This is a genomic window from Gillisia marina (assembly GCF_000258765.1).
GTDB lineage: Bacteria > Bacteroidota > Bacteroidia > Flavobacteriales > Flavobacteriaceae > Gillisia > Gillisia marina.
Window position 1 is genome coordinate 33,684 of sequence record NZ_AJLT01000020.1, and the last position, 25,061, is coordinate 58,744.

A 25,061-nucleotide genomic window follows, 5' to 3' on the forward strand; every position below is an offset into this window, starting at 1 on the left:
ATTAAAGTTCACAAGCAAAATTAATCCTACATTTGTTAAAAAAGTGTTACTCAAACTTAAAGTATTACTAATTGTATTCCGCTAACAGTTCACAATCTTAAATATGACTTGGGCACAAGCTTTACTAGATTATAAAAATTATATGCTTATAGAACGTGGACTTTCCGATAATTCTGTGGCAAACTATTCCTTGGATATAGATAAGCTTATAAAATATCTTGAGGAAAATAAAATTTCCATCTCTCCTGTAAAAATTTCTGCTGAAATACTCCAACAGTTCATTTTTGAAATTGCCAAATCTTTAAACCCAAGATCACAATCTAGGGTGATTTCAGGATTAAAAAGTTTTTTCGATTATCTGGTTTTTGAAGGATATCGAGACCATAATCCGATGGAAATTATTGAATCTCCAAAAATCGGAAGAAAACTTCCAGATGTTCTTTCCTTGGCTGAAATTGATAAGATGATTCTGAATATCGATCTTACTAAAGCCCAAGGAGAAAGAAATAAGGCAATTATTGAAACCTTGTATAGCTGCGGACTTCGGGTATCTGAATTATTAGATCTTAAAATATCAGATCTTTTCTTTAAGGAAGGTTTTATAAAAGTTACCGGAAAGGGAGATAAGCAGCGCTTTGTACCGGTGAGCTCAATTACAGAAAATTATATTTCAGAATATCTTCAAAATTCTAGAAATCTGGTTCCAATAAATCCAAAAGCTTCAGATATCATATTTTTAAATAGAAGAGGTGATTCTCTTACGCGGGCTATGATTTTTACTATTGTTCGGGATCTCGCAAAGCAGGCTGGAATTCAGAAGAAAATAAGTCCGCACACCTTTAGACACTCTTTTGCAACACATTTGCTGGAGAATGGTGCCGATTTAAGAGCCATACAGCTTATGTTAGGTCATGAAAGCATAACAACTACCGAGATTTACATGCACGTAGACAAAAGTCATCTAAAACAAGTAATACATAGTTATCACCCTAGAAGTAATTCCTAATGTTTTGCTAAACCAATCCTATAATTTTTAATTGAGCTTCTTCCTGAGTAAATTCAATAAAAATTATAAAAATGAAACATTTAAAATTTAAGAACGGAGATGCAATGCCTGCCATTGGACTAGGTACTTGGAAATCTGATAAAGGAGAAGTTGGAAAAGCAGTAAAAATCGCGATAAAAAATGGCTATAGACATATAGATTGTGCAGCCACTTATGGCAATGAAGCTGAAATTGGAGAAGCACTTTCTGAAATCTTAAATGAAGGCATTGTAAAAAGAGAAGATCTCTGGATCACTTCTAAACTCTGGAATAATGCTCATAAGTCTGAAGATGTGATTCCCGCTCTAAAACAAACATTAAAAGATCTTCAATTAGATTATCTGGATCTATATCTTATTCACTGGCCGGTTGCATTTAAGCCAGGAGTTGCGTTCCCGGAAAAAGATGATGATTACTTATCTCTTGAGGAAACTCCAATTATTGAGACATGGAATAAAATGTTAGAAGCTAAAAAAGGGGGCCTTACAAAGCATGTGGGAGTTTCAAATTTTAGCGCAACCAAATTAAAAGATCTGTTATCAAAAACCGATGATGCACCGGAAGTAAATCAAGTGGAACTACATCCTTACCTGCAGCAAAACTCATTATTAGAATTTTGCAGTAAAAATAATATTCACCTTACCGCGTACTCTCCCTTGGGAAGTGGCGACAGAGTTGAAGCTATGAAAGCACCAGATGAACCTTCGCTTTTAGAAAATAATGTGATTCAAAAAATAGCAAAAAAACATGGGGCTTCACCAGCGCAGGTTATAATTAATTGGGACACCTTACGTGGCACTGCTGTAATCCCGAAATCTACAAATGAAGGTAGAATTATTGAAAATTTAGAAAGCACGGGCGTTAAACTAGATGAAGAAGATCTAAAGCAAATTGCCTCACTAGATGAACATTTTAGATATGTAACCGGTGAGTTTTTTGTTACAAAAGGAAATAGTTATAATGATCTCTACGACGAAAAATAGGATTAAATAAATGATTATATGTGTTTTTTAATGGTAATGTCTCGCCAAGCTATTTTTTACTTAATTTTCGATTTTCTAGTTAAAAAGATGATGCTGAAACAAGTTCAGCATGACGACAATACTGCAACATCACTCTGAATTTGTTTCAGGGTCTCAATAACAATTTTATTAGATTCTGAAACTCCCGAAACGTCGGGACAGAATTACGGCTTAAAAGTTTTCATGCTTTACTGATCATCTGTTATATTGTTTTTCATAATAAAAAAATCCCGCTGAGTGCGGGATTTTTTTATTATTGGAGTTTAAACTTACTTAGCAATATTCACTGCTCTTGTTTCTCTTATCACTGTTACTTTTACCTGTCCCGGATACGTCATATCCGTTTGGATTTTTTGAGAGATTTCAAAAGATAAATTTGATGCTTTATCATCTGTTACTTTTTCACTCTCCACGATAACCCTTAATTCTCTACCTGCTTGAATTGCGTAGGCTTTCTTAACTCCGCCAAATCCAAATGCGATCTCTTCAAGATCTTTTAACCTTTGGATATAAGAATCTAATACTTGTCTTCTTGCTCCTGGTCTGGCTCCGCTTATCGCATCACAAACCTGAATGATTGGTGATAGTAAAGATGTCATCTCTATTTCATCATGGTGAGCCCCAATTGCATTACACACCTCTGGCTTTTCTCCGTATTTCTCTGCCCACTGCATTCCAAGGATTGCGTGTGGTACTTCTGTCTCGGTATCCGGCACTTTACCAATATCGTGTAACAATCCGGCGCGTTTCGCTAATTTAGGATTCAATCCTAATTCTGCAGCCATCACACCACATAACTTCGCTACTTCTCTTGAGTGATGCAACAAGTTCTGGCCATAAGAAGAACGATACTTCATTCTACCAACTACTTTGATCAATTCTGGGTGTAATCCATGAATTCCAAGATCTATAACCGTGCGCTTTCCAATATCTATAATCTCTTCATCTATCTGCTTTCTGGTCTTTTTAACCACCTCTTCAATTCTGGCCGGGTGAATTCTACCGTCCGTAACCAATTTATGAAGTGATAATCGGGCAACCTCTCTGCGCACACTATCAAAACAAGAAAGTATAATTGCTTCCGGAGTATCATCTACAATAATCTCTACTCCTGTAGCTGCTTCTATTGCCCTAATGTTTCTACCTTCTCTACCAATAATTCTACCTTTAACATCATCACTCTCTAAATTGAATACAGAAACACAATTTTCAATTGCTTCTTCTGTACCAATTCGCTGAATAGTATTTATAATAATCTTCTTAGCTTCTTGCTGAGCGGTTAATTTAGCTTCTTCAATGGTATCCTGAATTAAGGCCATTGCATCTGCCTTTGCAGTATCTCTTAAAGTTTCTGTAAGCTGAGACTTGGCATCTTCAGCAGATAAACCTGAAATTACTTCCAGCTGTTGAATTTGACTGTGGTGTAGCTTATCTATTTCTTCTTTCTTCTTTTCTAAATAATCGTTTCTATGATCGTAATCTTTAATCTTGTTCTCTAAATCTTTGTTTAGATTTTTATTTTTAGCAAGTTCACTAGATACTTGAGACTCCTTGTCGCGGGTTCTCTTTTCAGCATCTTGAATCTTTTTATCTCTTGACAGAATTACTTTTTCATGCTCCGACTTTAATTCTATAAACTTCTCTTTAGCCTGAAGAATTTTATCCTTTTTGATGTTCTCGGCGTCAGCTTTTGCTTCTCGTAAAATTGCAGCTGCCGACTTTTTCGCACCTTTAGTAATTTTTGAAGCGTGATTCTTTTCTAGATATTTAGCGACTGCAAAACCAATTGCTACACCAACTATCCCGACAACTATCATAATAATTATTGATTCCATATATTTAATTTAATTGTATAAAAAAGCCTGTACTAGATCATGTTTTGTATAAACTCCTTTAAACAAGTCTAGGGCTAACAAGCTGATCAAGTATCCGCCCTCCCAAAAAATTGGGACACGGCTCGCTTTTACAACTTAAACTCACCCTTTTTAAAGAAATCGTGTTGAGTTTATCAAATTTAAATCACTAATACAGGCAGTAAACCTTAATGCTATTTAAAAGAACTAGGTAGTTAATTGCTCCTGAAGAAGATTGTTGAGCGCTTTCAACTTCTCTTCCACCAATTGCACTTCACTAGAATTATCTATAGATTTTTGCTCGGTTTGGGCTGCAAACTGCAAAGCGCACATAGCTAATACATCTTGCTTATCCCTTACGGCATAACTTTGCTCAAACTGCTTAATCATAGCTTCTATCTTTTTTGCAGCTTTACGCAATCCTTCTTCCTGTTCAGATTGAATGGTTAAAGGGTATACGCGGTCTGCAATAGATAGTTTTATTTTAAGCTTATCAGACATTTATTGTTTTATTCTGAAAGTTGAACAATACATTGATCAATTTCCCTTATTAAACCGTTTATTTTGAGCTTGGTTTCTTTCTTGTAATCATTACTGCCTAGCATCGCGTTGGCGGCTTTAAGTGTTTGAATTCTGTTCTCTGAAACCTTAAGCTCTTCAGCTAAACGTTCATTTTCAGTTTTCAAAATTGCTGATTCTTCTTGAACAGCTTTTTGAGACTGTTTCATCACTTCATACTTATGAAGCAATTTGCTAATCCTATTTTCAAGATTATCAACTATTTCTGTCAAATCACTCATAAAAGCTCAACGTGCTACTAATATTCACAAAGTTAACATACCGCTTCAAATTTCCCAATACTTTTAAAGCTATTTTCAAAATCGCTTAATTTTCCTCTAAGATACATTAAACCAAAGCTTTAAATATCTCTAAAAGTTTAATTATATTTATCGCCCCATAAATATGCTGTTTTATATGACCATGAAGAAGACTTTCGCCCTAATATTATTGCTTTTTACAGCTGCTACACAAGCGCAATCCAAAATACCTTCAGATTTCTTTCAAAACCCTCTGAATGTAGACTTAGTACTCTCGGGTACTTTTGGAGAATTACGCTCTAATCACTTCCATTCCGGAATGGATATAAAGACCCAACAGCGAGAAGGATTGCCAGTTGTAGCTGCGGCAGATGGTTTTGTTAGCCGGATTAACATTCAGCATTACGGCTACGGGAAAGCACTTTACATCCAGCATCCAAACGGTTACACAACTGTGTATGGGCATCTTCAAAAATTTTCTCCGGAAATAGAAGCTTATATCAAAAAGCAACAATACGCGAAAGAAACCTATGAAATTGAGCTTTTCCCAAAGGCAGACGAATTAAAAGTTACTGCCAGTGAACTGGTTGCGCTTAGCGGAAATACCGGCGGAAGTGGCGGTCCACATTTACATTTTGAAATAAGAGATGGGCAACAACGCCCTATGAATCCTAAATTATTCGGAATTGAAATTAAGGATACTCAAGCCCCTACCGTAAACAGCTTATATGTATATCCTTTAGGTGAGAATGCCCACGTTAATGGCTCTGGAGAGCGACAACGAGTTAAACTTACACTTCTTAAAGATGGATCTTTTAAGGCTGAACAGTTGAATGCCTGTGGCGAGATTGCATTTGGTGTGAATACGGTAGATAAGCAAGATGGGGCACCAAACAACAATGGAATTTATCAGATAGATGCAGTGTTAAATGGAGACTCCATTTTTCAGCTAAATTTCGATCGGTTTTCATTTTCAGAAACACGTCATTTAAATCAAATGATAGATTATGAGTATTTCAGCAATAATAAAAGCAGGATCACACGGCTTTACGTACAACCTAGCAATCCGCTTAGTGTTTACCGAAATGTGGTAGATAAAGGAACAATTACTATTCAAGATAGTTTAACCTATTTATACAATATTACGATTCGTGATTTTGCCGGGAACGAACGCTTGATCCGAGTACCAATCAAAGGCGAGCAACCTACCGATAAAATTTCAAAAAAAATCAATGAGACCGATTATCTTGTAAAGGCTAATGAAGCATTTAATGTTGAAGAGAATGGGATTGATGTATATATCCCAAAAGGAAGTTTATATGAAGACACCTATTTAGATATTTCATTTACAGGGGATACTATTCATTTTCATCAAGACGATACTCCCATCCACAGCAATATCACCATAGGTTTTAATGTTAGCGAGTATTCTGAAGAAAATAAGGAAAAGATGTTTATTGCCCGATTGGGATATCGTGGAAGACCAAGCTATTCTTCCACCTACAAAAAAGGAAATAGGTTCACTACGGGAGTTCGCACTTTTGGAGACTATACCTTAGTTGCCGATATTAAACCACCTTTCATCTCACCTGTGAATTTTAAAGACGGACAGTGGATTTCCAGTAACAACAATATAAAGGTTAGAATAACCGACGATCTTTCAGGAATAAAAAGCTATCGTGCTACCGTTAATGGGAAATTTATTTTAATGGAATATGAATATAAAAACAATACTTTAACTCATGACTTTAGTGATGCCGTTGTTACAGATACTGAAAATAAATTGAAAGTGATCGTAACAGATAACGTTGGTAATAGCAATACGTACGAGGCTACTTTCTTTAGGAAATAAGATTTTTTATAACGAATGTCATCCTGAGCCTGCCGAAGGATCTCAATAAAACAGCATCAATTTAGCTTGAGATCCTACTAGGGCTAAGTCAAGGTAACAATAGAAAAGAGCTGTCATTCTGAAGGGAACGCAGTGGACTAAAGAATCTCAATACAAGGGGAACAATTTTACTAGAAACCCACTCAACGCCGGGATGACATATGAATAGAATTGTCGATCATTCAAAAATCTTAACTCTCTATAAACTCTTTTAAGACAGAGATCACATAGTCCAACTCTTCTTTCGTGTTGAATCTAGAGAATGAAAACCTGAGCGAAGGCTTACTCATATCTTCTTCAGAAAGAAAAGCGCTTAAAACATGAGAGCCTTTATCACTTCCACTCTGGCAAGCAGATCCTTTAGAACATGCAATTCCCTTAAGATCTAATTGAAATAACAGCATCAACGCTTTTTCCGGTGGAATTGGCAAACAGATATTCACCAAAGTATAAGTGCTTCTAGAAAAATCTTTGCAGTTTCCGTTGAATTTCACTCCGGGAATATGTTCTTCTAATTGCTCTATAAAATAAGTTTTTAAAGAACTTACATAAGCCTTCTCTTCCTCTAAATTAGCATACGCCAATTTAAAAGCTTCTTCCAGCCCAACGATATTATGCACACTTTCTGTTCCGGCGCGATGTCCACGTTCCTGTTCCCCTCCAAAGATCAAAGGTTTAAGTCCGCTGTTTTTACGAATAAATGCAAATCCAACACCTTTTGGTCCGTGGAATTTATGAGCACTTACGGCAGTAAAATCGATCGGCGTTGCCTTCAAATCCATCGTATAATGACCAATAGATTGCACAGCGTCACAATGAAACAAAGCTTTGTGTTCTTTACATAAGGTTCCAACTTTTTGGACGTCCAGCAAGTTTCCGATCTCATTGTTCACATGCATCAAACTCACTAAAGTCTTTGCTTCAGAACCGCTTAATAATTCTTCTAAATGAGAAAGATCTACATTACCTGTAGCATCTATATTTACATAATCTACCTCGATCTCGTAACATTCTTTAAGCTGATTTACTGTGTATAAAACTGCATGATGTTCAATTTTAGAGGTGATAATTCTTTTCACTCCAAGATCCCGAACAGCAGAATTCAGCGCTAAATTATCGGCTTCAGTTCCGCCTGAAGTGAAGATAATTTCAGCCGCCGTTACGTTTAAAATATTGGCAATCGTCTTTCTAGCGTTTTCAATTAAAGATTTAGATGATCTACCATAACTATGTGTGGAAGAAGGATTTCCGTAAAAATCTTTCATTACACTTGTCATTTTATCTATAACTTCATCACGCATTTGCGTGGTCGCGGCACTATCTAAGTATACTTTTCTCATCGGGGACAAAAATAAAAGAAATAAAATTATTTTAAGGATGCTCTGCTATAAAATCCTAATGCTTTATTTTTGTTGAAAATGGAAGCTATGCGTAATTACTTTTATATCCTTTTTTTATTTGTTGGTTTCACCTCATGTGATGATGGTGATATCATAATAAATAATTTTGATTTTGAGGATGCAACTTTAACAAGTTGTAAAAAAGCAGGGAAAGCAAAAGTTCTATATATCATTAATAATGACGATATATTTGAAACAATTTCTCTTCAAGCTACGAATACGGCTTTCTCTGAGGAGGCAGATGTTCTAAGTACCAATACTTCCAGTGATATTAGATTTGATCTTTCTACTTCAAATAAGCTTACTTACCGAACTTATGATGGTACGGTGCCACCAAATTACTTTTGTTCAGATATTCCGCCAAGCAATCCTAAGGTAAATGAAGAGTTTATTAGTGTTGGTGGAACAGTTGTAATTAACACTATCGCAGAATTTAATTCCACAGATAAAGATGGAGATGGAGTACCTGATGCTGAAGAATTAGATGAAGATACTGATGGGGATGGAATTATGAATGTTGATGACAATGATGATGATGGAGATAATATACTTACGTCTACAGAAATAGCAAATTTTAATGAGGATGCTGTTAATGAAGATGGATATAGAGATACTGATGAAGATGGTACTGCAAATTATCTAGACGACGATGATGACAATGATACTGTAAAAACAAAACGTGAAGTTTCAGAGGAATCTCAAGATCCTACTGCTCCAGAAAACAGAAACGCTGATGGACTGGCGAATTATTTAAATCCACTAATTAAAGATGAATTTACAGGAGAAATAGCAATCGTACCAAATGTGATAAGTGTCACTTATAGGTCTTCTATTATCATACAAAACTTACAATTACAAAATCAAAATGGAAGCGGAGAAGTGATTTCTTTTGAAACCTATGATTTAGGAGATTTTATTTCAGCAACAACATTAATTACAAGCCCAACACCTGCTAATACCGATAATTAAGAGTTCTGATAAATATAAACCTCGGTAGCACCTAGGCCATATTTCTGAAAATTTGCATCGTAAAATTTAAGATTGTCATATCTACTTAGCAGATAATCTAGCTCTGCTTTTAATACACCCTCGCCCACTCCGTGGATAAACACGATCTTTGGAATGCGTTTAGAAATTGCAAAGTTAATTTGTCGTTTGGCGGTATCTAGCTGAATGTTTAAAATATCAAAATTGCTCATTCCTCTAAAAGAATTTACCAATTTTTCAATATGCAGATCAACTTCCATAGGTGGAGCACTACGATCTTTCGACTTCACCTTTTCAGCTTTAATCCTCTTAGTTGGCTGCTTTTCTTTGATTATTTGTGATATAGAAATATTTTCTGAAGCGATCATACTACTTTGCTCCTCCTCTATCTTAACTAATTCTGATGCATCAAATTCCATTAAAAACCCTTCAGAAGTTTCAACATAGATAATAGCTCCATCTATATTAATCACCTTTCCTTCCAAAGCGTCATCCAAAACCTCTACCTTATCGTTTACTTGAAATTTCATATTTCAGGTTTTTCTTCATTATTATCATCTTCATCATCCTTAGTTTCCACCCAAAAATTCGTTGCTCGGTACAATCCAAACATAATGATAACCAAACCTAAGATTTGCAAATACTTATTGCTATCCTCTCCGGAAATAGTATAAATCATTATTGCTCCTCCAATAACAATAAGTATTGTATTGATTATTTGACCGTATTTTTTATTCATAATCCATTGATAATTAACACTTAAAATACCAAATAGTTTATTATTCGATTAAATAAAAACCTATTTTTAATTAAAATTTTAAGGTGATGAGGCAAATATACATTTTAGTACTATTTATTGTACCATTCGTTGCACATTGTCAGCTAAGCATTCAACCTTATCAAAATTCAGATACTTACTTGTATTCTGAAGGAGCACTAGTATTTGTAGAGCAAGAACTCAATTTAATTCGTAATACTGGCGAAAATCCAAAACCAAACCTTTACTTAAGAAATGAAGCGCAGCTAATTCAAGGAAAATCCAATTCTAAAAATACTGGAGATGGAACCATTTCGTTGTATCAAGAAGGAGATGCAAGTAATTTCACTTATAATTATTGGAGCATGCCTGTTAGTAGTACTGGTTCTAATAATAGCTTCGGAAAACTATTTTTCGATCCCATTACTAAACTTGAAAGCATACCGGCGATAATTACATCAGACTACAATGGAACTTCTCAACCTTTAACCATTTCCAATAAATGGATTTATAAATTTTCCGGAACTGACTATTCAGATTGGCATTTTATTGGGAATAATTTCAGTATTCAACCGGGAGAAGGCTTTACTATGAAAGGGGTGAGCGGAACAAATACCGCTGTAAACATTTACAATATCTATAACAATCCTGGGAATAAGCAACGTTATGACTTTCAAGGAAGACCAAATTCCGGTGTTTATGAGTTAAATATTAACGAAGGCGACAGTAAACTTATAGGAAATCCATATCCTTCTGCATTAGATCTTAATGCTTTTCTTCAGGACAACACCAGCACTACAGGAATTGCCTATTTCTGGGATTCAAAAAATGTAGCCTCACATTATTTAAAAGAATACGAAGGAGGATATGGAGTTTACTCTCCCGGTGCAGGGATTTACGGCTACGTCCCGGCGATCTTCAACAAATTTGGAGGCAATGGTGACATACTATCTGAAACAGGGATAATAGGAGCTTATTACGCTAGAAGATTCTCTCCGGTAGGTCAAGGCTTCATCGTTATTGGAAGTCAGGATGGAAAAATAACATTCGATAATAAATATCGGAGCTTTATTAAAGAAGATCAGCTGTTATCTGAATTCAAATCTAAAAAATTGAGTTCAAAAAAACGTCGAAACGGAAGAGTTTCCAATGCTAAGGCTGAATATTGAATTGCAGAATAACTATATCAGACAACTCCTTTTAGTCCTACGCGATAATGCTACTAAATTTGCAGACCACGCCATGGACGCGATTAACCCCGAATTTTTAAGCTCAGATGCAGGCTGGTTGATAAATGATGACAATTACCTTATCAATATACAGCCATTGGATGAGCTGGAAGAAATTCCACTTTTTGTAGTCCTCGCAGAAGCTTCCGATTTGGTTTTTAGTATTGTTGAAATAAAAGGAATTAAATCTGATGTATTTCTACTAGACACTTCAAACAATAAGTACTACAATCTAAACAGCGGCTTAATTAAAATCTCTTTAGATGCAGGTGATTATTCAGAAAGATTTAAACTCACCTATACAAACAAAGAGCAAGTCTATATAAATTGGGAGGTTGTAAAAGACATCAATAATTTCAGCATTTTTCAAAACAATCCCGAATCGAGATTAGAAATAAGAATTCCCGAAAAATCGATTCCAAGAGATATTGTGCTTTATGACAGCTTAGGCAAGAAGATTCTAGAGAAAAAAGGGATCACTCATGAGAATTATCATGAATTTTCAACCAGAAAATTAAGCAAAGGCTTATATATTCTTAAAATAACGAATAAAGATGCTACGATAATTTCCAAAAAAGTGATAATTTCAAATTGATTTAAAGATCTCGGGAAATCCCACGAGTTCTGTTCCTTCATATAGGAACGAGAATATAAACTCTGAATGAGGGAAATTGAAATTATGGAAGAGCTATTACTTCCCTGTCTAAACAAACAACTTTTTGACATCGACTGTTATGGCTGCGGTGGGCAGCGTTCTATTCTATTATTATTGAAAGGTGATTTTCATGGAGCATTTTTTTATGTTTCCGGCTATCTATCCCATAATAATTCTTTTCGGTTTTATTATTTTCAACCTTTTCTATAGATTTCAAAAAGATTACTTCATCAAAATAACACTTATACTTATCACTGCAATTACGTTAGCTGTGAGCTATATAATTAAAATGTATTATTTTTTCAACTAAAACCAACTAATAAACGAATTCAACTTATGGAATTAAACAAACAAGAATTACCTAACGCTACGCTTATATTAATTTTAGGAATACTATCTATTTTAGGATGCTGCTGCTATGGGGTTGTAGGTGTAATATTTGGAATTATAACATTAGTCTTAGCTAAAAAAGCTATGGAAATTTATAATGCTAATCCGGAAATGTATTTGGGATATCAAAATGTAAAAATAGGACGAATTCTAGCAATCATTGGACTGGTGTTGAGCGCACTATTTTTATTAGCATGTATTGCGATGCTGATATTTTTTGGTGGTATGGAAGGTTTGGAGGAATTTCAGCGTGAAATGATAGAGAAACAAGGAATGTAATTTTAAAACATAAAAAAAAGCCCTGAAAATATAATATTTCCAGGGCTTTCTATTTGTATTAAGATTTATAGAGGTCAGTAGATAACTACATACGATTTTTATTAATTATTTTGTTGATTTTTAAATAGTTAAAACAATTCGTATTGTCCGTTTGAGGGCAGTCGAGAACTTTTCAGTTTAAAAAGGAGGTTTCGACTCCGCTCAACCTGACATCCCAACTACACATTATAATTTTGATATGAAAATAAATACTGACATCTAAAGATTTATTTCAATCGTTCTATCATTGCGTCTAAAGCTATTTTTTCCTGATCTCCGGAAACCATGTCTTTAAGTCCGTAAACTTGATTATTTATCTCTTCTTCTCCTGCAAGCACTACAAATGGAATTTCCCGCCTATTAGCATAATTCATTTGTTTCTTCATCTTGGCTGCATCCGGATAAATTTCCGCAGCGATTCCTGCATCCCTTAATTTTTGAACGGCCTTTAATCCATAAAGAGCTTCCTTTTCTCCGAAATTGATAAATAACACTTTTGTATTAGCAGTAACGGTATCAGGGAAAAGATCGAGTTCTTCCAAGACAAGATAAATTCTATCCAATCCGAATGAAATTCCGACTCCGCTCATATCTTTTAATCCGAAGATACCCGTAAGATCATCATATCGTCCACCTCCACCAATAGAACCCATCTTGACAGTTGCAGGTGGTGCAACTTCAAAAATAGCTCCTGTGTAATAGTTTAAACCTCGCGCTAAAGTGACATCCAAATCAAGAATGGCAGATTTTAAAGGCATTTCAGAAATCACATTCTGAATAAATTCCAATTCCTCCACACCTTTCATTCCTATTTCTGAGTTGGAAAGAATTCCCTTCAACACTGCTACTTTTTCTCCAAAGCTACCTTTCAGTCCAAAAATTGGTTGAATATTCTTTAATGCTTCCAAAGAAATTCCTTTTTCCAGCATCTCTTTTTTTACACCTTCTTCTCCTATTTTATCGAGCTTATCTAATGCTACCGTAAAATCAATTAATTTGTCTTGCTCCCCAATTACTTCAGCAAAACCAGATAATACCTTTCTATTATTAAGTTTTATAGTAACCCCTTTCAGATTAAGCCCAGTAAATACTTCATCATACAACTGAATAAATTCTACTTCTTGCCATAAGCTGTTACTACCTACAACATCTGCATCACACTGAAAAAACTCTCTAAACCTTCCTCTCTGTGGTCTATCTGCTCTCCATACCGGCTGTATCTGGTAGCGCTTAAACGGGAACTCCACCTCACTTTGATGTTGTACCACATATCTTGCAAAAGGGACCGTAAGATCGTACCTCAATGCCTTTTCACTAATAGAAGGCGTAAGTTTTAAACTGTCAGAATTTTTATAAGCTTCTTGGTCAGCTTTTTTAAGAAAATCACCTGAATTCAAAATTTTAAAAATCAGTCGATCTCCTTCTTCCCCATACTTTCCCATTAAAGTATCTGAATTTTCAAAACTTGGAGTCTCAATAGGCTGAAATCCGAATTTTTCGAATTGTGCTTTAATGGTATTCATTATATAAGTACGTTTTGAAACTTCTATTGGAGAAAAATCTCTGGTACCTTTAGGGATCGATGGTTTTTGTGCCATAATTTTATTTTGTGATAGTCTAGTGACCTATATTTTAAATACTGTTGAATTTTCAATAATGAAATAGAAAATAGAAATCCTTTTTCTTATTAGTAATCTTCCTAAAAATCACATCAAGCGTCCCGATAGCGATCTGGATCGAGATGTTATAATGACCCTTCAACTTCGTTCAGGGGGACAAAAAAATCAAACCAATAAAATTCCAGCATATTGCTTAAAAAGCGATGTTTTCAACAGTACTTTTCAAATTTATTAATGCTGCAAATATCTTAATTTTTAACCGAATCGAAACAAATTTCAAATTTTAAGTAACATATAGGTATCTTGATAGTCTAATCTTATTGTTAGACCGGATATATTATGTTTCAACTTTTTAAGGAAAATGTAAGAATAGCTTTTGAATCTATTAGAAGTCAGATTCTTAGAACCATTCTCACCGTATTAATTATAGCAATTGGAATTACTGCATTAGTGGGAATTCTTAGTGCCGTTAGTGCTTTGGAAAATACTATTAGTAGTGATTTTGCTTCGATGGGTTCCAATACTTTTAATTTACAACGTTATGAATTCACCACTCAGAGACGCGGCGGAGACGAAAAAGAAAAAGTAAATCCGATTCTATCTTACCGCGAAGTGCGAACTTTTAAAGAGAGTTTTGTATTTCCTAAAACTCAAACCTCCCTATCTTTTAATGGAACTGGAAATGCTGAAGTAAAATACGAAAATGAAAAAACAGATCCTGAAGTATCTGTTTTAGGAGTAAACGAAAATTACCTTACCAACTCCGGGCTAAAACTAGAAAATGGCCGGGAATTCAACTATTTCGATATTCAGAACAACAATAAGGTTGCCATTGTAGGAGCCGATTTTGCCGATGGTCTTTTCAAGAATACCAATCCCATTAACAAAACCATAAGTTTACGCGGAGTGAAGTTCCAAGTAATCGGAATTTTGGAATCTAAGGGTTCTACCTTCGGAAATAATCAAGATTTGCGGGTTTTAATTCCTATAGAAACAGCGAGATCTATTTTTACCCAACCAAATATCAATTACAATATTAGTGTAAAGGTGGATGATAAAGAGTTTATGGAAGCTGCACAAAGTGAAGCAATTATTACCTTTAGAAATATTCGCGGACTAAATCCTGTAGAAGACAATAATTTTGGGATAGAAAAGAGTGACGATCTTATAAACAGAATCCTTTCTATTACCGGCTATTTAAATATTGCAGCTTGGATAATCTCTATAATAACCATTTTTGGATCTTCAATTGCCTTAATGAATATCATGTTGGTTTCTGTGGCAGAAAGAACTCGAGAAATTGGAATCCGAAAAGCCTTGGGTGCAAAGAAAAGCACAATAGCCACTCAATTCTTCATGGAAACCCTAATAATTGGACAATTAGGAGGAATTCTAGGGATTATTTTAGGGATTTTAATTGGATATGCCGTAGCCTCTGTAGCCGACTTTGATTTTGTTACTCCATGGAAAGCCATGTTGTGGGCAACAGGGATTACCATTTTAGTAGCAATACTTGCAGGAAGTTACCCTGCCAATAAAGCGGCTAAACAAGATCCTATAGAATCCTTGAGGTACGAATAATTAATTATTCTCTACCATATCGTTAAAATACTCGAACAACTTCCCTTTGGTAATAACAGCTCCTTGTTTTATCAATGCAAATATGTCTTTATTTCTGTCCTCGCTTATCGCTTTGGTAGACGTATAAAGATTTACAGCATCGTCTAATAAGTTAGTCTGCAACCATTGGTATCCTTCTCTGGTAGTAATATCTATTGCTTCGTTCTCTACTTTTACAGCGACAAGTTTAATTTCTGCCATTGTAATATGAAACAGGTACATTTGATGCTTAGAAAAATGCTCTAGGTAGGTAACTTTCTCTAAAACACCTTCCCAAATGAGATCACTAAAAACATCCAATTCATCTTCTGCAACTTCCGGCTTTTCCTTTTTAATCTTTTCCCACTCATCTGCAGTGATAGATTGAGAGGCCAGAAAGTTTATAAATTCCTGATGTAATTCTTCAAATTGTTCTTTGGATAGTCTATTATATTTCATCTTTGAAATCCTGAAAAGTTAAAATGCATATTTCTTATTCATATAATGTCTGAAGAAATAGCACATTTTTAATTTGTACTCTTTAAAATAAGCATAAAAAAAAAGCTGCTCAAAAAATATCGTGGATATTCTTTAAGCAGCTCTAATAAATTATTCGATTAAGCCTCAGCTACGACGTCAAAAGTAAAGGTAGAGATCATTTCACGGTGAAAACGCAAAGTTGCCTCATATTGTCCTAAACGCTTGATGTTCCCACCTGCGATCGAAATAAATTTCTTTTCCAATTCTACACCTTCTTTTGCTAATGCATCAGATAAGTCTCCATTGGTAATAGATCCAAACATCTTGTCTCCACCACCTGCTTTTGCAGTAAGTTTCAATTCCAATCCGTTTAGTTTAGCAGCTTGTTTTTTAGCTGCATCTATGTTCTTTTGTTCTTTAAAAGCTTGTTGCTTAATAGTTTCAGCTAATACCTTCTTTGCTGAAGGAGTTGCTAAATCTGCAAAACCTTGAGGAATTAGAAAATTTCTACCATAACCATGCTTTACAGTTACCATATCATTCTTAAAACCCAAGTTTTCTACGTCTTTTTTAAGTATTAATTCCATAATTGCCTCTTTCTTATTTTAATAAATCCGCAACATACGGCATTAGTGCTAAATGACGAGAACGTTTAACCGCTACAGCCACTTTACGTTGATATTTTAAAGAAGTTCCAGTTAAACGACGAGGTAACAATTTACCTTGCTCATTTACGAAGCCCAATAACCAATCTGCATCTTTATAGTCGATATATTTAATACCGGATCTTTTAAACCTACAATACTTTTTAGCCTTGTTGGTTTCTATATTCAACGGAGTTAAATACCTGATTTCTCCGTCTTTCTTTCCTTTTGCTTGTTGTTCAATAGATGACATAACTACGCTTTTTCTTTGTTTCTATTTCTTCTTTTTTCAGCCCAAGCAATTGCATGCTTATCTAAACGTACAGTTAGATAACGCATCATACGCTCTTCTCTTCTGAATTCAACTTCTAAAGGGTTAATAACCTCTCCTGGAGCTTGAAATTCGAATAAGTGGTAAAATCCACTTTTTTTGTGTTGGATTGCATAAGCTAATTTTTTTAGCCCCCAATCTTCTTTGGATACCATCTTGGCGCCGTTAGAAACAAGAAAATCTTCGTATTTCTTAACTGTCTCCTTTATCTGTTCATCAGATAAAACGGGATTCAAGATGAAAACAGTTTCATAATGATTCATACTAATATGATTTAAATTAATTGGCTGCAAAAGTAACACTATTTTTATTATCCACAAAGCCTTTCCTATTACCTATTATAGATTTTGCAATCCCAAAATGGTATTTCATCGAAACCTATTTCCATTTATCTTGCTTTAATAGAATTTTATGAGTAATATTGTTTATACTTAACCTTACCAAGACGTGGACGAAATTTTACTTAAATGTGCGGTTGTGGATGATTCCAGCTTACAACGGTTATCGATTGTAAAGCTAATAATGGATCACCCTAACTTAAAGGTGGTTGCACAATACAATAATGCTATAGAGACTAAGAATGGTTTGCTGGATACAGAGGTAGATCTTATATTTTTAGATATTGAAATGCCGATCCTTACAGGATTCGAACTTCTAGATGACCTTCCAAATAAACCTCAAATTATATTCGTAACTGGTAAAACTAAATATGCATTTAAAGCATTCGATTACGATGCTGTAGATTATATACATAAGCCTGTTAATAAGGAGCGTTTTAATAATGCAGTTGCAAAGGCGATCAATCTTTACCAGTTAAAGACGAATGGTGTTCCCGTAGAAGACGAGAATTTCATTTTTGTGAAAAGTAATCTTAAGAACAGAAAAGTATTTCTAAGTAAGTTAAAATATATTGAAGCTCTTGGGGATTATGTAAAGTTTGTAACCGAAAAAGATACGTTCGTGGTTCTTGCTACTATGAAATCTTTTGAACAACAATTACCTTCAGATAAGTTTTTAAGAATTCATAAATCCTATATCGTGAATCTTGAAAAGGTAGAGCGTTATAACAGTAAGAATATCGAGATCGATAAACAACAACTTCCCTTAAGTAGACATAAGAAAGCAAATCTTATTGAAGCATTAAGCGCGATGCAATAATTTTCAAGCTTTTAAAAGACCCCTATTAAACCTTTATTTTTTATTAAATATAAATGAAGGCTGATTCCTATTAGGAAGGATCTACATTAGAGATTACTCGTACACTTCTCCACATTCCAATAGCTTTAAAACTGGTTAAGATTTTCTGAATATACTTTTTTGTTTTTCCCAATGATTGGTTAGGCGGAATCTTTAAAAGAATATTTTTATAATATTCACTCCTTATTCGTGCCACCGGCGGAAATTCCGGCCCTAATACATTTTCCTTAAATACATTTGTCAGAGACTTTGCAATCCAGTCGGCTGCATCGTTGGTTTTAGAGTAATCCTTACTTTTAATTGTAAATTTAATAAGCTTATAATATGGAGGATATTGGTATTGGTAGCGGTCTTCTAACTGCTCCTTATACATTTCCAGATAGTTATTTTCTGAAACCTGCTTTACAATTTGATGATGCGGATTGTAGGTTTGAATAATCACATTCCCCCTATTCTTAGTCCTTCCCGATCTCCCGGCCACTTGAAGCATTAGCTGAAAACTACGTTCGTGTGCTCTAAAATCCGGAAAATTTAATAAGTTATCGGCGTTCATAATACCTACCAATCTTACTTTTCTGAAATCTAATCCTTTACTTAGCATTTGTGTCCCTACTAAAACATCGATACTCTCCTGCTCAAAAGCACTTATTATTTTTTGGTGTCCATGCTTGCCACGAGTAGTATCTAGATCCATACGGCCAATTCTTGCTTCCGGAAGTAAAGACTTTAATTCTGTTTCAATTTGCTCGGTTCCAAATCCTTTAGTTGTTAATTCTACGCTTTCGCAAGCCATACATTGCTTTTGCATTGCCATATGGTAGCCGCAATAGTGACAACGTAATTGATTGTTATTATTGTGGTATGTAAGACTAACATCACAGTTAGGACATTGCGGTGAGTGCCCACATGTAAGACATTCTAATATTGGGGAATAACCTCTTCTATTCTGAAATAAAATCACCTGCTCTCCTTCTTCCAGAGTTATTTTGATCTCTTCCAATAACCTATCAGAAAAATGCCCTGTCATTCGCTTCTTTTTGTATTTCTCCTTGAGATCTACAATTTCGATTTCAGGAGGCAAGACATTCCCATACCTCCGATCTAATGAAACAAGCTTATATTTATTATGAGTAGCATTATAATAAGATTCTAAAGAAGGGGTAGCCGAACCCATTAGCACTTTTGCATCATGAAACTTTGCCAGAACTACCGAAGCATCCCTTGCATTGTATCTTGGCGCAGGATCAAATTGTTTAAAGGTAGTCTCATGCTCCTCATCTACTACAATAAGACCCAAATCCTTAAATGGAAGAAATATCGCTGAACGTGCTCCTAAAATGATCTTTGCTTTCTCATTATCATTTAAAACATGATTATACACTTCCATACGTTCATTCACGGAATATTTACTGTGATATACCAACACCTGCTCTCCAAAAAAAGATTGTAATCTGGAAACCAATTGCGCTGTTAAGGCTATCTCCGGAAGCAAATAAAGAACCTGCTTTCCTTCCTTGATCACTTGCTCAATAAGTTTTATATAGATCTCCGTCTTTCCGGAAGAGGTAATTCCATGCAGCAAGCAAACATCTGTATCCTGGTAAGCTTCTGTAATTTCATTAAATGCAGTTTGTTGCCATTCATTTAATTTCATTTTTTGATTCACCTCATCGATATCGAACTGAATTCGATCTTTTTGCAAATGATATTCTATTAAAATATTCTTATTTATAAGACTCTTAATTACAGCCGTAGAAGTGCCACTGGCTTTGGAAAGTGCTTTTAACTCAAGAGGTTTCTTGGATTTAGCCTGAAGCTGAAAAAAAAGTTAGTATTACTGCCTTTTGCTTGGGAGCCTTAGTTAGCCCATCCAGCAACAAATGCATTTCCTTTTCTTCTAAAAACTTTTCATTCAATTTCACATAGCGTATCAACTTTGGTTTGTACTGCTCGAAAATTTCCTGATTTACAATCACAACTCCTTTAGACACCAACCTATTGATAACAGGTAAGACTGTTTTCTTATCCAACAGCTGTATGATCTCTTGAATTTTAAGGGACGATTGCCGTTGCAAAGCTTCATAAATCAGGTATTCCTGATCATCCATTTCTACCTCTTCACCATTCCCAGATGGCAACAACTGAATTAAACTTTCACTTTCCAATAAGAATCCTCCGGGGAGCGCCGCTTTTAGCACTTCCCCTTCGGCACACATGTAGTAAGAAGAAATCCATTTCCAGAATTTTAATTGATTTTCTGTAATTATTGCGGTATCATCGAGAATTTGCTCAATCTCTTTGGCTTCATATTTTTCCGGAGCTGTTGTATGAATAGAGGCAACTATTGCTGTATAGATTTTAGATTTCCCAAAAGGAACCGCGACCCGCATTCCGGGAGTAAGAATTTCAGACTCAGCTTGAGACACTTCATAGGTAAATTGCATTTCTAATGGTAGCGGTAGAATTACATTTATATAAAAACCCATGCAGTATCTTTAAGTTGATTAACAAATTTAATGTATAACCTCTTTTTGTCCTAATAGCTCTCTTCTCTCGTCACCCTGCATTTATTTCAGGGTCTAAATATTATATTGATTCACATTGAAAAGAGATCCTAAAACTCTTAAACGGTCGAGATAAATTGTAGTCGAAGGGACTTAAAAACATCTCGATCCCGATAACCATCGGGACGCTCGATGTGACACTATGAAGCAATAGAGTTTGAAAAAAGTATTTCAACAAATTTAAACTTCTTTTTAAATCAAATAAAAAATCCACTCCTTAAAAGAGTGGATTTTTTTAACAATTCAACATTCAATAATTTAATTGGCTCGCAACCAAGTTTGAGTTCGGTAGAAAAAGGATATATATCCTCTTACTTTCAATTTCTCAGGATTGTCCTCATCCAACCAGATCTTACATCTATAAACCTTTCCGGTCTTTGGATCTGTCACCGTTCCACCTTCATATTCATCACCTGTTTTTTCCAATCCTGTCATTACTACCATGCCTTCAATAGGCTTGTCCTTCAATTCGCCTTCACACTTAGTGCATACTCTGTCCCTATCGTCTTCATTTAAAATCCTAACCACCTTGCCGTTAAGCTCATCACCTACTTTGTAGATCTCTATGATCGAGGTAGATAAGCCAGTTTCTTCATTTACAGTCTTCCATTTCCCCAACACAGATTGTGCTTGAGAATTAAAGCTCATACAAAGAAGTAGGAGGCATATTAAAGTAGGATTTTTCATTTTCATATCTGGAAAGCAATTATATATTCTAAAGAAGGTCGTAAGATTGGAGATTATCCCTTAACAAAAGGTTTAATTAGCTTTTACCTAACATTGCCTGCTTAAGATCCTTATCTGCCGGTTTCTTAGATAACCATATTCCAAATAATGCTCTCTTAAACTCCATACCTTCAATGGTTCCTAACAATTTATTGTTCTTGTAAACTTTCACACCTTCTTTAGGCAAATATACCATATCAAAAATGTCGTTTTTCTTTATTTCTTCTGAAAAATAACTCTTGAATTGAAATATCTCTTTAGAAATTCCTGAAGTCTTTCCGCCTGTAGCATTTTCAAAACCTTCATTTACAGCATCGATCATTTTATCACTAGTGATTAATTTTGAAACAATGTGTAATTTAATAGCCATTGGCTGATTCCCATTTACAATTCCATTAGCATCAGCATTCTTTTTGTCCAAGTATAAAGCTCCGGCGTACATATCCATCCAAAACTTTTCTCTAACCCCTACTCCATTCAGCGCTAATTTTTCGCCATCGAAAGTAACAGAATTTGGCAAAGTAACTCCGGCAGCTTCAGTTTGTGCAGATGTGGAAGTAATAGTTACCATTGCAAACAATAACAATAAAACATTTTTCATTTTAATTTGAGTTTAGTTAATTTAATTTAGTTTTCTTTTTCATTTTAAGTAACGAGGCATTCAATTCAAATCCGAGTAACAATATATTAGAATTTAACCATATATAGACCATAAGTACTAAAAGTGCTCCTATAGACCCATATAATTCGTTGTATCTACTAAAATTTTCGATATACAAACCAAATAGATAGGTGTTTAGCAAGATTAAAATAGTAGTAAATAATGCTCCTACCGAGAAAAATCGTGCCTGCCTGCCTTCTCGCGTTCCTGAATAATACAAGGTTGCCACAGCTGTATAAATCAATAATATAAAGGCGGTGTATTTTACTAATTTTGGTGACAAACTTTTATCTCCAAAAATCCCTAATTGACTGATGTCATCTACTGCATATGTTAGATAAACCGCTAATATTACTGTAATTAGCAACAACAATGCCATGATTATTGAAATCCCTATTGCCACAAAATATTGACGAAAGACAGATCTATTGGTGCTAGTATGATAGGAATATTCGAAGCCCGTGAAAATAGAATTCACTCCATTGGTCATTAAAAATACAGACAGAATAAATGTTACAGATAATAAACCTCCTCTAGGAGTGCTGGCAATATCATAAAATACTTCATCAAAAAATTCTGAAGTTGTTGGCGGTAAAAGAGAGTCCATAAATACCAAAAACTGCAACTGAAAATCGTCTATAAATTGGATATATGGTATAAGATTCAAAATGAATAGCAAAAAAGGAAACAGCGCCATAAAAAAACTAAAAGCAATAGCACTTGCCCTGGTAGAAAATGTACCATGAATTATCCCTCCGGTATAGATAACCCATAGATCATGAAAGGTAAGTCCATCCAGCCCTGGTAAAATTATTTTACGGGTTCTATACTCCCAAGCATCAGATATTCTAACTAATAATGATTTGGAAGATTTTTTTCGCTCGCATGCACTACACTGCTTTTAAACTAAGATCCATATTATAAATTGAATGCGTTAAAGCCCCACTAGAGACATAATCTACTCCACATTCTGCATATTTTCTAACAGTATCCAATGTAATTCCCCCACTAGATTCTGTTAAGCATTTTTTTATTTATAAGTTGCACAGCCTTTTTTGTCTCTTCGTAATTAAAGTTATCTATAAGAATTCTATAAACACCATCACTTTCTAATATCTCTTGGATCTCCTCCATATCCCTTGCTTCCACAATGATTTTGAGATCTAGCTCATTATTCTTAAGGTAAGTTTTAGTTTTATCTATTGCTTGCGTAATCCCTCCGGCAAAATCTATATGATTATCCTTTAGCATGATCATATCGTAAAGGGCAAATCTATGATTCTCACCTCCGCCTATTTTAACCGCCCACTTTTCTAAAGCTCTAATGCCGGGAGTCGTCTTTCTGGTATCTAAAATTTGAGTATTAGTGCCTTCTAGCTTTTTTACAAATTCGTTTGTTTTAGTAGCAATAGCACTCATTCTCTGCATCGCATTTAATACTAATCGTTCTGCTTTTAAAATAGATTGCGAAGAACCTTCCACATAAAAAACAATATCCCTTTTCTGAACTCTTTCTCCATCCTCAATTAAAGTTTCCACTTTAAGTTCCGGGTCTATATAATTAAAAACCTGCTTAGCAAACTCCACTCCGGCGATAATACCGTTATCCTTTACGAGCAGTTTAGCTTTACCTTTTGCTTCCTTTGGAATACAGGCCAAAGAACTGTGGTCTCCGTCTCCAACATCCTCTCGTATAGCATTAGAAATAATTAATTCAATTTCCTTTTGAAATTGTACCTGTGAAATCATCGCAATAGTTATTTTTGTAAATGTAGCAAAGTCTTAGTAAAATGACCATAAAATTACTTGGTATAGGTAAAACAGATGATAAAACCCTTCAAAATTTAACGGATGTTTATGTGAAACGGCTTCAGTTTTATAACAAATTTGAAATTGAACTGATTCCCGACCTGAAGAAAGTCAAAAACCTGAATGAAAATCAGCAGAAACAAAAAGAAGGGGAACTTATTCTGAATAAAATCGACCCTTCAGATTTTGTCGTGCTATTAGATGAAAATGGGAAATTGCTTAGCTCTGTTGGTTTTTCTGAATTTATTCAGAAGCGCTTCAACAGCGGATTAAAACAGGTAATCTTTGTAATTGGAGGGCCTTATGGTTTTTCTGAAGAAGTTTACAACAGAGCCGACAGTAAAGTGTCCCTTTCAAAAATGACCTTTTCTCACCAGATGGTTCGACTTTTTTTTTACAGAACAATTATATCGAGCCTTTACTATTTTAAGGAACGAACCTTACCATCATCGCTAAAAAATTATTATGAAACTTGTATTTGCTACTCACAATAAAAACAAACTAAAGGAAGTACAGGCGCTATTTCCTAAAGACATCACTCTGCTTTCTTTAGACGATATAGGGTGCTTTGAAGAAATTCCTGAAACAGCCGATACTATTGATGGAAACGCCATCTTAAAAGCAAATTTTGTTAAAGAGCATTACCAAATGGATTGTTTTGCAGATGATACCGGATTGGAAGTAAAAGCGCTCAATGGAGAGCCGGGAGTTTTTTCAGCAAGGTATGCGGGAGAGCAAAAAGACAACGAAGCAAACATAAATAAGGTACTCAAAAACCTTCAAGATAAAGAAAACAGATCTGCAAGATTTAAAACTGTGATCGCATTAAATCTTAATGATCATCAATTATTATTCACCGGAATTTGCGAAGGAATAATATTAAAAGAGCGAAAGGGAGAACACGGTTTTGGATACGATCCTGTTTTTCAGCCAAATAATTTCGATAAATCATTCGCCGAAATGGAACTAATTGAAAAATCTAAGTTGAGTCATCGCGGAAAAGCGCTTCAAAATCTCATAGAATATCTAGCTAAATAGTTGGTTAATATTCATTTAAGAATTTTAG

General features: G+C 34.8%; 25 protein-coding genes, 1 other RNA gene and 3 pseudogenes. 12 read left to right on the forward strand and 17 right to left on the reverse strand.

Annotated features, from left to right (window positions below):
* The first annotated feature begins 103 nt into the window (after nucleotides 1-103).
* A complete protein-coding gene (gene xerA / locus ON07_RS06295) occupies nucleotides 104-1,006 on the forward strand; it encodes a site-specific tyrosine recombinase/integron integrase (protein WP_010229136.1) in 903 nt (300 codons plus the stop codon).
* Nucleotides 1,007-1,077: 71 nt separating this feature from the next.
* Nucleotides 1,078-2,028, forward strand: coding sequence for an aldo/keto reductase (locus ON07_RS06300; RefSeq protein ID WP_010229139.1), 951 nt, complete (start codon nucleotides 1,078-1,080; stop codon nucleotides 2,026-2,028).
* A 308-nt stretch (nucleotides 2,029-2,336) separates the two neighbouring features.
* On the opposite strand, the gene rny is transcribed toward ON07_RS06300, so the two are convergent.
* The 4 genes from rny to ON07_RS06315 form a co-directional block, all read right to left on the reverse strand.
* On the reverse strand, nucleotides 2,337-3,902 hold the full coding sequence (gene rny, locus ON07_RS06305) for a ribonuclease Y (protein WP_010229141.1): 1,566 nt from the start codon (nucleotides 3,900-3,902) through the stop codon (nucleotides 2,337-2,339).
* Between the two features lie 50 nt (nucleotides 3,903-3,952).
* Nucleotides 3,953-4,072: non-coding RNA, 6S RNA (gene ssrS, locus ON07_RS16180), on the reverse strand.
* A 55-nt stretch (nucleotides 4,073-4,127) separates the two neighbouring features.
* Entirely contained in the window at nucleotides 4,128-4,421 is a 294-nt protein-coding gene (locus tag ON07_RS06310) for a cell division protein ZapA (protein ID WP_010229144.1), read from the reverse strand.
* A gap of 8 nt (nucleotides 4,422-4,429) precedes the next feature.
* Nucleotides 4,430-4,720, reverse strand: a complete 291-nt coding sequence (locus tag ON07_RS06315; RefSeq protein ID WP_010229151.1) for a hypothetical protein — start codon at nucleotides 4,718-4,720, stop codon at nucleotides 4,430-4,432.
* Nucleotides 4,721-4,901: 181 nt separating this feature from the next.
* Between ON07_RS06315 and ON07_RS06320 the strand changes: the two genes are divergently transcribed.
* Nucleotides 4,902-6,590 carry a M23 family metallopeptidase gene (locus tag ON07_RS06320; RefSeq protein WP_029331592.1) on the forward strand — a complete coding sequence of 563 codons (1,689 nt, stop codon included), beginning with the start codon at nucleotides 4,902-4,904 and terminating at the stop codon, nucleotides 6,588-6,590.
* A gap of 230 nt (nucleotides 6,591-6,820) precedes the next feature.
* Here the strand turns inward: ON07_RS06320 and ON07_RS06325 are convergent, their stop codons facing one another.
* On the reverse strand, nucleotides 6,821-7,969 hold the full coding sequence (locus ON07_RS06325; protein ID WP_010229156.1) for a cysteine desulfurase family protein: 1,149 nt from the start codon (nucleotides 7,967-7,969) through the stop codon (nucleotides 6,821-6,823).
* Between the two features lie 87 nt (nucleotides 7,970-8,056).
* On the opposite strand from ON07_RS06325, the gene ON07_RS06330 reads away from it, so the two are divergent.
* Nucleotides 8,057-8,998, forward strand: a complete 942-nt coding sequence (locus ON07_RS06330) for a hypothetical protein (RefSeq protein WP_155807155.1) — start codon at nucleotides 8,057-8,059, stop codon at nucleotides 8,996-8,998.
* Here the strand turns inward: ON07_RS06330 and ON07_RS06335 are convergent.
* Both ON07_RS06335 and ON07_RS06340 read right to left on the reverse strand, forming a co-directional pair.
* Nucleotides 8,995-9,546, reverse strand: coding sequence for a Smr/MutS family protein (locus tag ON07_RS06335; RefSeq protein WP_010229161.1), 552 nt, complete (start codon nucleotides 9,544-9,546; stop codon nucleotides 8,995-8,997). The genes ON07_RS06330 and ON07_RS06335 overlap by 4 nt on opposite strands.
* On the reverse strand, nucleotides 9,543-9,755 hold the full coding sequence (locus ON07_RS06340; RefSeq protein ID WP_010229164.1) for a hypothetical protein: 213 nt from the start codon (nucleotides 9,753-9,755) through the stop codon (nucleotides 9,543-9,545). Before ON07_RS06340 ends, ON07_RS06335 begins: the two co-directional genes overlap by 4 nt.
* Before the next feature lie 86 nt (nucleotides 9,756-9,841).
* Here ON07_RS06340 and ON07_RS06345 point away from each other — a divergent pair, with 86 nt between their 5' ends.
* The 4 genes from ON07_RS06345 to ON07_RS06355 all read left to right on the forward strand — a co-directional run bounded on the left by ON07_RS06345 (nucleotide 9,842) and on the right by ON07_RS06355 (nucleotide 12,326).
* Nucleotides 9,842-10,942 (forward strand): hypothetical protein, encoded by a 1,101-nt coding sequence (locus ON07_RS06345; RefSeq protein ID WP_029331595.1) that lies wholly within the window; start codon nucleotides 9,842-9,844, stop codon nucleotides 10,940-10,942.
* Between the two features lie 73 nt (nucleotides 10,943-11,015).
* Nucleotides 11,016-11,597, forward strand: a complete 582-nt coding sequence (locus ON07_RS06350) for a T9SS type A sorting domain-containing protein (RefSeq protein WP_029331596.1) — start codon at nucleotides 11,016-11,018, stop codon at nucleotides 11,595-11,597.
* Nucleotides 11,598-11,681: 84 nt separating this feature from the next.
* A complete protein-coding gene (locus ON07_RS16185) occupies nucleotides 11,682-11,867 on the forward strand; it encodes a DUF2752 domain-containing protein (protein ID WP_237708876.1) in 186 nt (61 codons plus the stop codon).
* Nucleotides 11,868-11,993: 126 nt separating this feature from the next.
* A complete protein-coding gene (locus ON07_RS06355; protein ID WP_010229166.1) occupies nucleotides 11,994-12,326 on the forward strand; it encodes a CCC motif membrane protein in 333 nt (110 codons plus the stop codon).
* Between the two features lie 266 nt (nucleotides 12,327-12,592).
* Here the strand turns inward: ON07_RS06355 and hisS are convergent, their stop codons facing one another.
* Entirely contained in the window at nucleotides 12,593-13,963 is a 1,371-nt protein-coding gene (hisS, locus tag ON07_RS06360; RefSeq protein ID WP_010229168.1) for a histidine--tRNA ligase, read from the reverse strand.
* Nucleotides 13,964-14,323: 360 nt separating this feature from the next.
* Here hisS and ON07_RS06365 point away from each other — a divergent pair, with 360 nt between their 5' ends.
* Nucleotides 14,324-15,565 (forward strand): ABC transporter permease, encoded by a 1,242-nt coding sequence (locus tag ON07_RS06365; protein ID WP_010229170.1) that lies wholly within the window; start codon nucleotides 14,324-14,326, stop codon nucleotides 15,563-15,565.
* On the opposite strand, the gene ON07_RS06370 is transcribed toward ON07_RS06365, so the two are convergent.
* From ON07_RS06370 to rpsF, 4 genes are all read right to left on the reverse strand, one after another.
* A complete protein-coding gene (locus ON07_RS06370) occupies nucleotides 15,566-16,042 on the reverse strand; it encodes a DUF6495 family protein (protein ID WP_010229171.1) in 477 nt (158 codons plus the stop codon). It lies immediately after the preceding gene.
* Nucleotides 16,043-16,200: 158 nt separating this feature from the next.
* Nucleotides 16,201-16,650: a 50S ribosomal protein L9 gene (gene rplI / locus ON07_RS06375; RefSeq protein WP_010229175.1), complete on the reverse strand. Its 450-nt coding sequence runs from the start codon at nucleotides 16,648-16,650 to the stop codon at nucleotides 16,201-16,203.
* Between the two features lie 13 nt (nucleotides 16,651-16,663).
* On the reverse strand, nucleotides 16,664-16,960 hold the full coding sequence (rpsR, locus tag ON07_RS06380) for a 30S ribosomal protein S18 (protein WP_010229177.1): 297 nt from the start codon (nucleotides 16,958-16,960) through the stop codon (nucleotides 16,664-16,666).
* Nucleotides 16,961-16,962: 2 nt separating this feature from the next.
* Entirely contained in the window at nucleotides 16,963-17,301 is a 339-nt protein-coding gene (gene rpsF / locus ON07_RS06385; RefSeq protein ID WP_010229179.1) for a 30S ribosomal protein S6, read from the reverse strand.
* Between the two features lie 184 nt (nucleotides 17,302-17,485).
* Here rpsF and ON07_RS06390 point away from each other — a divergent pair, with 184 nt between their 5' ends.
* Nucleotides 17,486-18,196 carry a LytR/AlgR family response regulator transcription factor gene (locus ON07_RS06390; protein ID WP_029331597.1) on the forward strand — a complete coding sequence of 237 codons (711 nt, stop codon included), beginning with the start codon at nucleotides 17,486-17,488 and terminating at the stop codon, nucleotides 18,194-18,196.
* 70 nt (nucleotides 18,197-18,266) lie between these two features.
* On the opposite strand, the pseudogene priA reads toward ON07_RS06390, so the two are convergent.
* From priA to nadC, 5 genes and pseudogenes are all read right to left on the reverse strand, one after another.
* Nucleotides 18,267-20,721: pseudogene (gene priA, locus ON07_RS14740) on the reverse strand (replication restart helicase PriA).
* A gap of 336 nt (nucleotides 20,722-21,057) precedes the next feature.
* On the reverse strand, nucleotides 21,058-21,447 hold the full coding sequence (locus ON07_RS06400; protein WP_010229183.1) for a DUF2147 domain-containing protein: 390 nt from the start codon (nucleotides 21,445-21,447) through the stop codon (nucleotides 21,058-21,060).
* 115 nt (nucleotides 21,448-21,562) lie between these two features.
* Nucleotides 21,563-22,126 (reverse strand): chalcone isomerase family protein, encoded by a 564-nt coding sequence (locus tag ON07_RS06405; protein WP_010229184.1) that lies wholly within the window; start codon nucleotides 22,124-22,126, stop codon nucleotides 21,563-21,565.
* 16 nt (nucleotides 22,127-22,142) lie between these two features.
* A complete protein-coding gene (locus ON07_RS06410; RefSeq protein ID WP_050915854.1) occupies nucleotides 22,143-23,033 on the reverse strand; it encodes a YihY/virulence factor BrkB family protein in 891 nt (296 codons plus the stop codon).
* Nucleotides 23,034-23,076: 43 nt separating this feature from the next.
* Nucleotides 23,077-23,935 (reverse strand): annotated as a pseudogene (gene nadC / locus ON07_RS14745) (carboxylating nicotinate-nucleotide diphosphorylase).
* Between the two features lie 41 nt (nucleotides 23,936-23,976).
* On the opposite strand from nadC, the pseudogene rlmH reads away from it, so the two are divergent.
* Both rlmH and ON07_RS06425 read left to right on the forward strand, forming a co-directional pair.
* Nucleotides 23,977-24,451: pseudogene (gene rlmH / locus ON07_RS14750) on the forward strand (23S rRNA (pseudouridine(1915)-N(3))-methyltransferase RlmH).
* A 9-nt stretch (nucleotides 24,452-24,460) separates the two neighbouring features.
* Complete coding sequence (locus ON07_RS06425; RefSeq protein WP_010229192.1) at nucleotides 24,461-25,033, forward strand: non-canonical purine NTP diphosphatase; 573 nt, start codon at nucleotides 24,461-24,463, stop codon at nucleotides 25,031-25,033.
* Nucleotides 25,034-25,061: the final 28 nt, after the last annotated feature.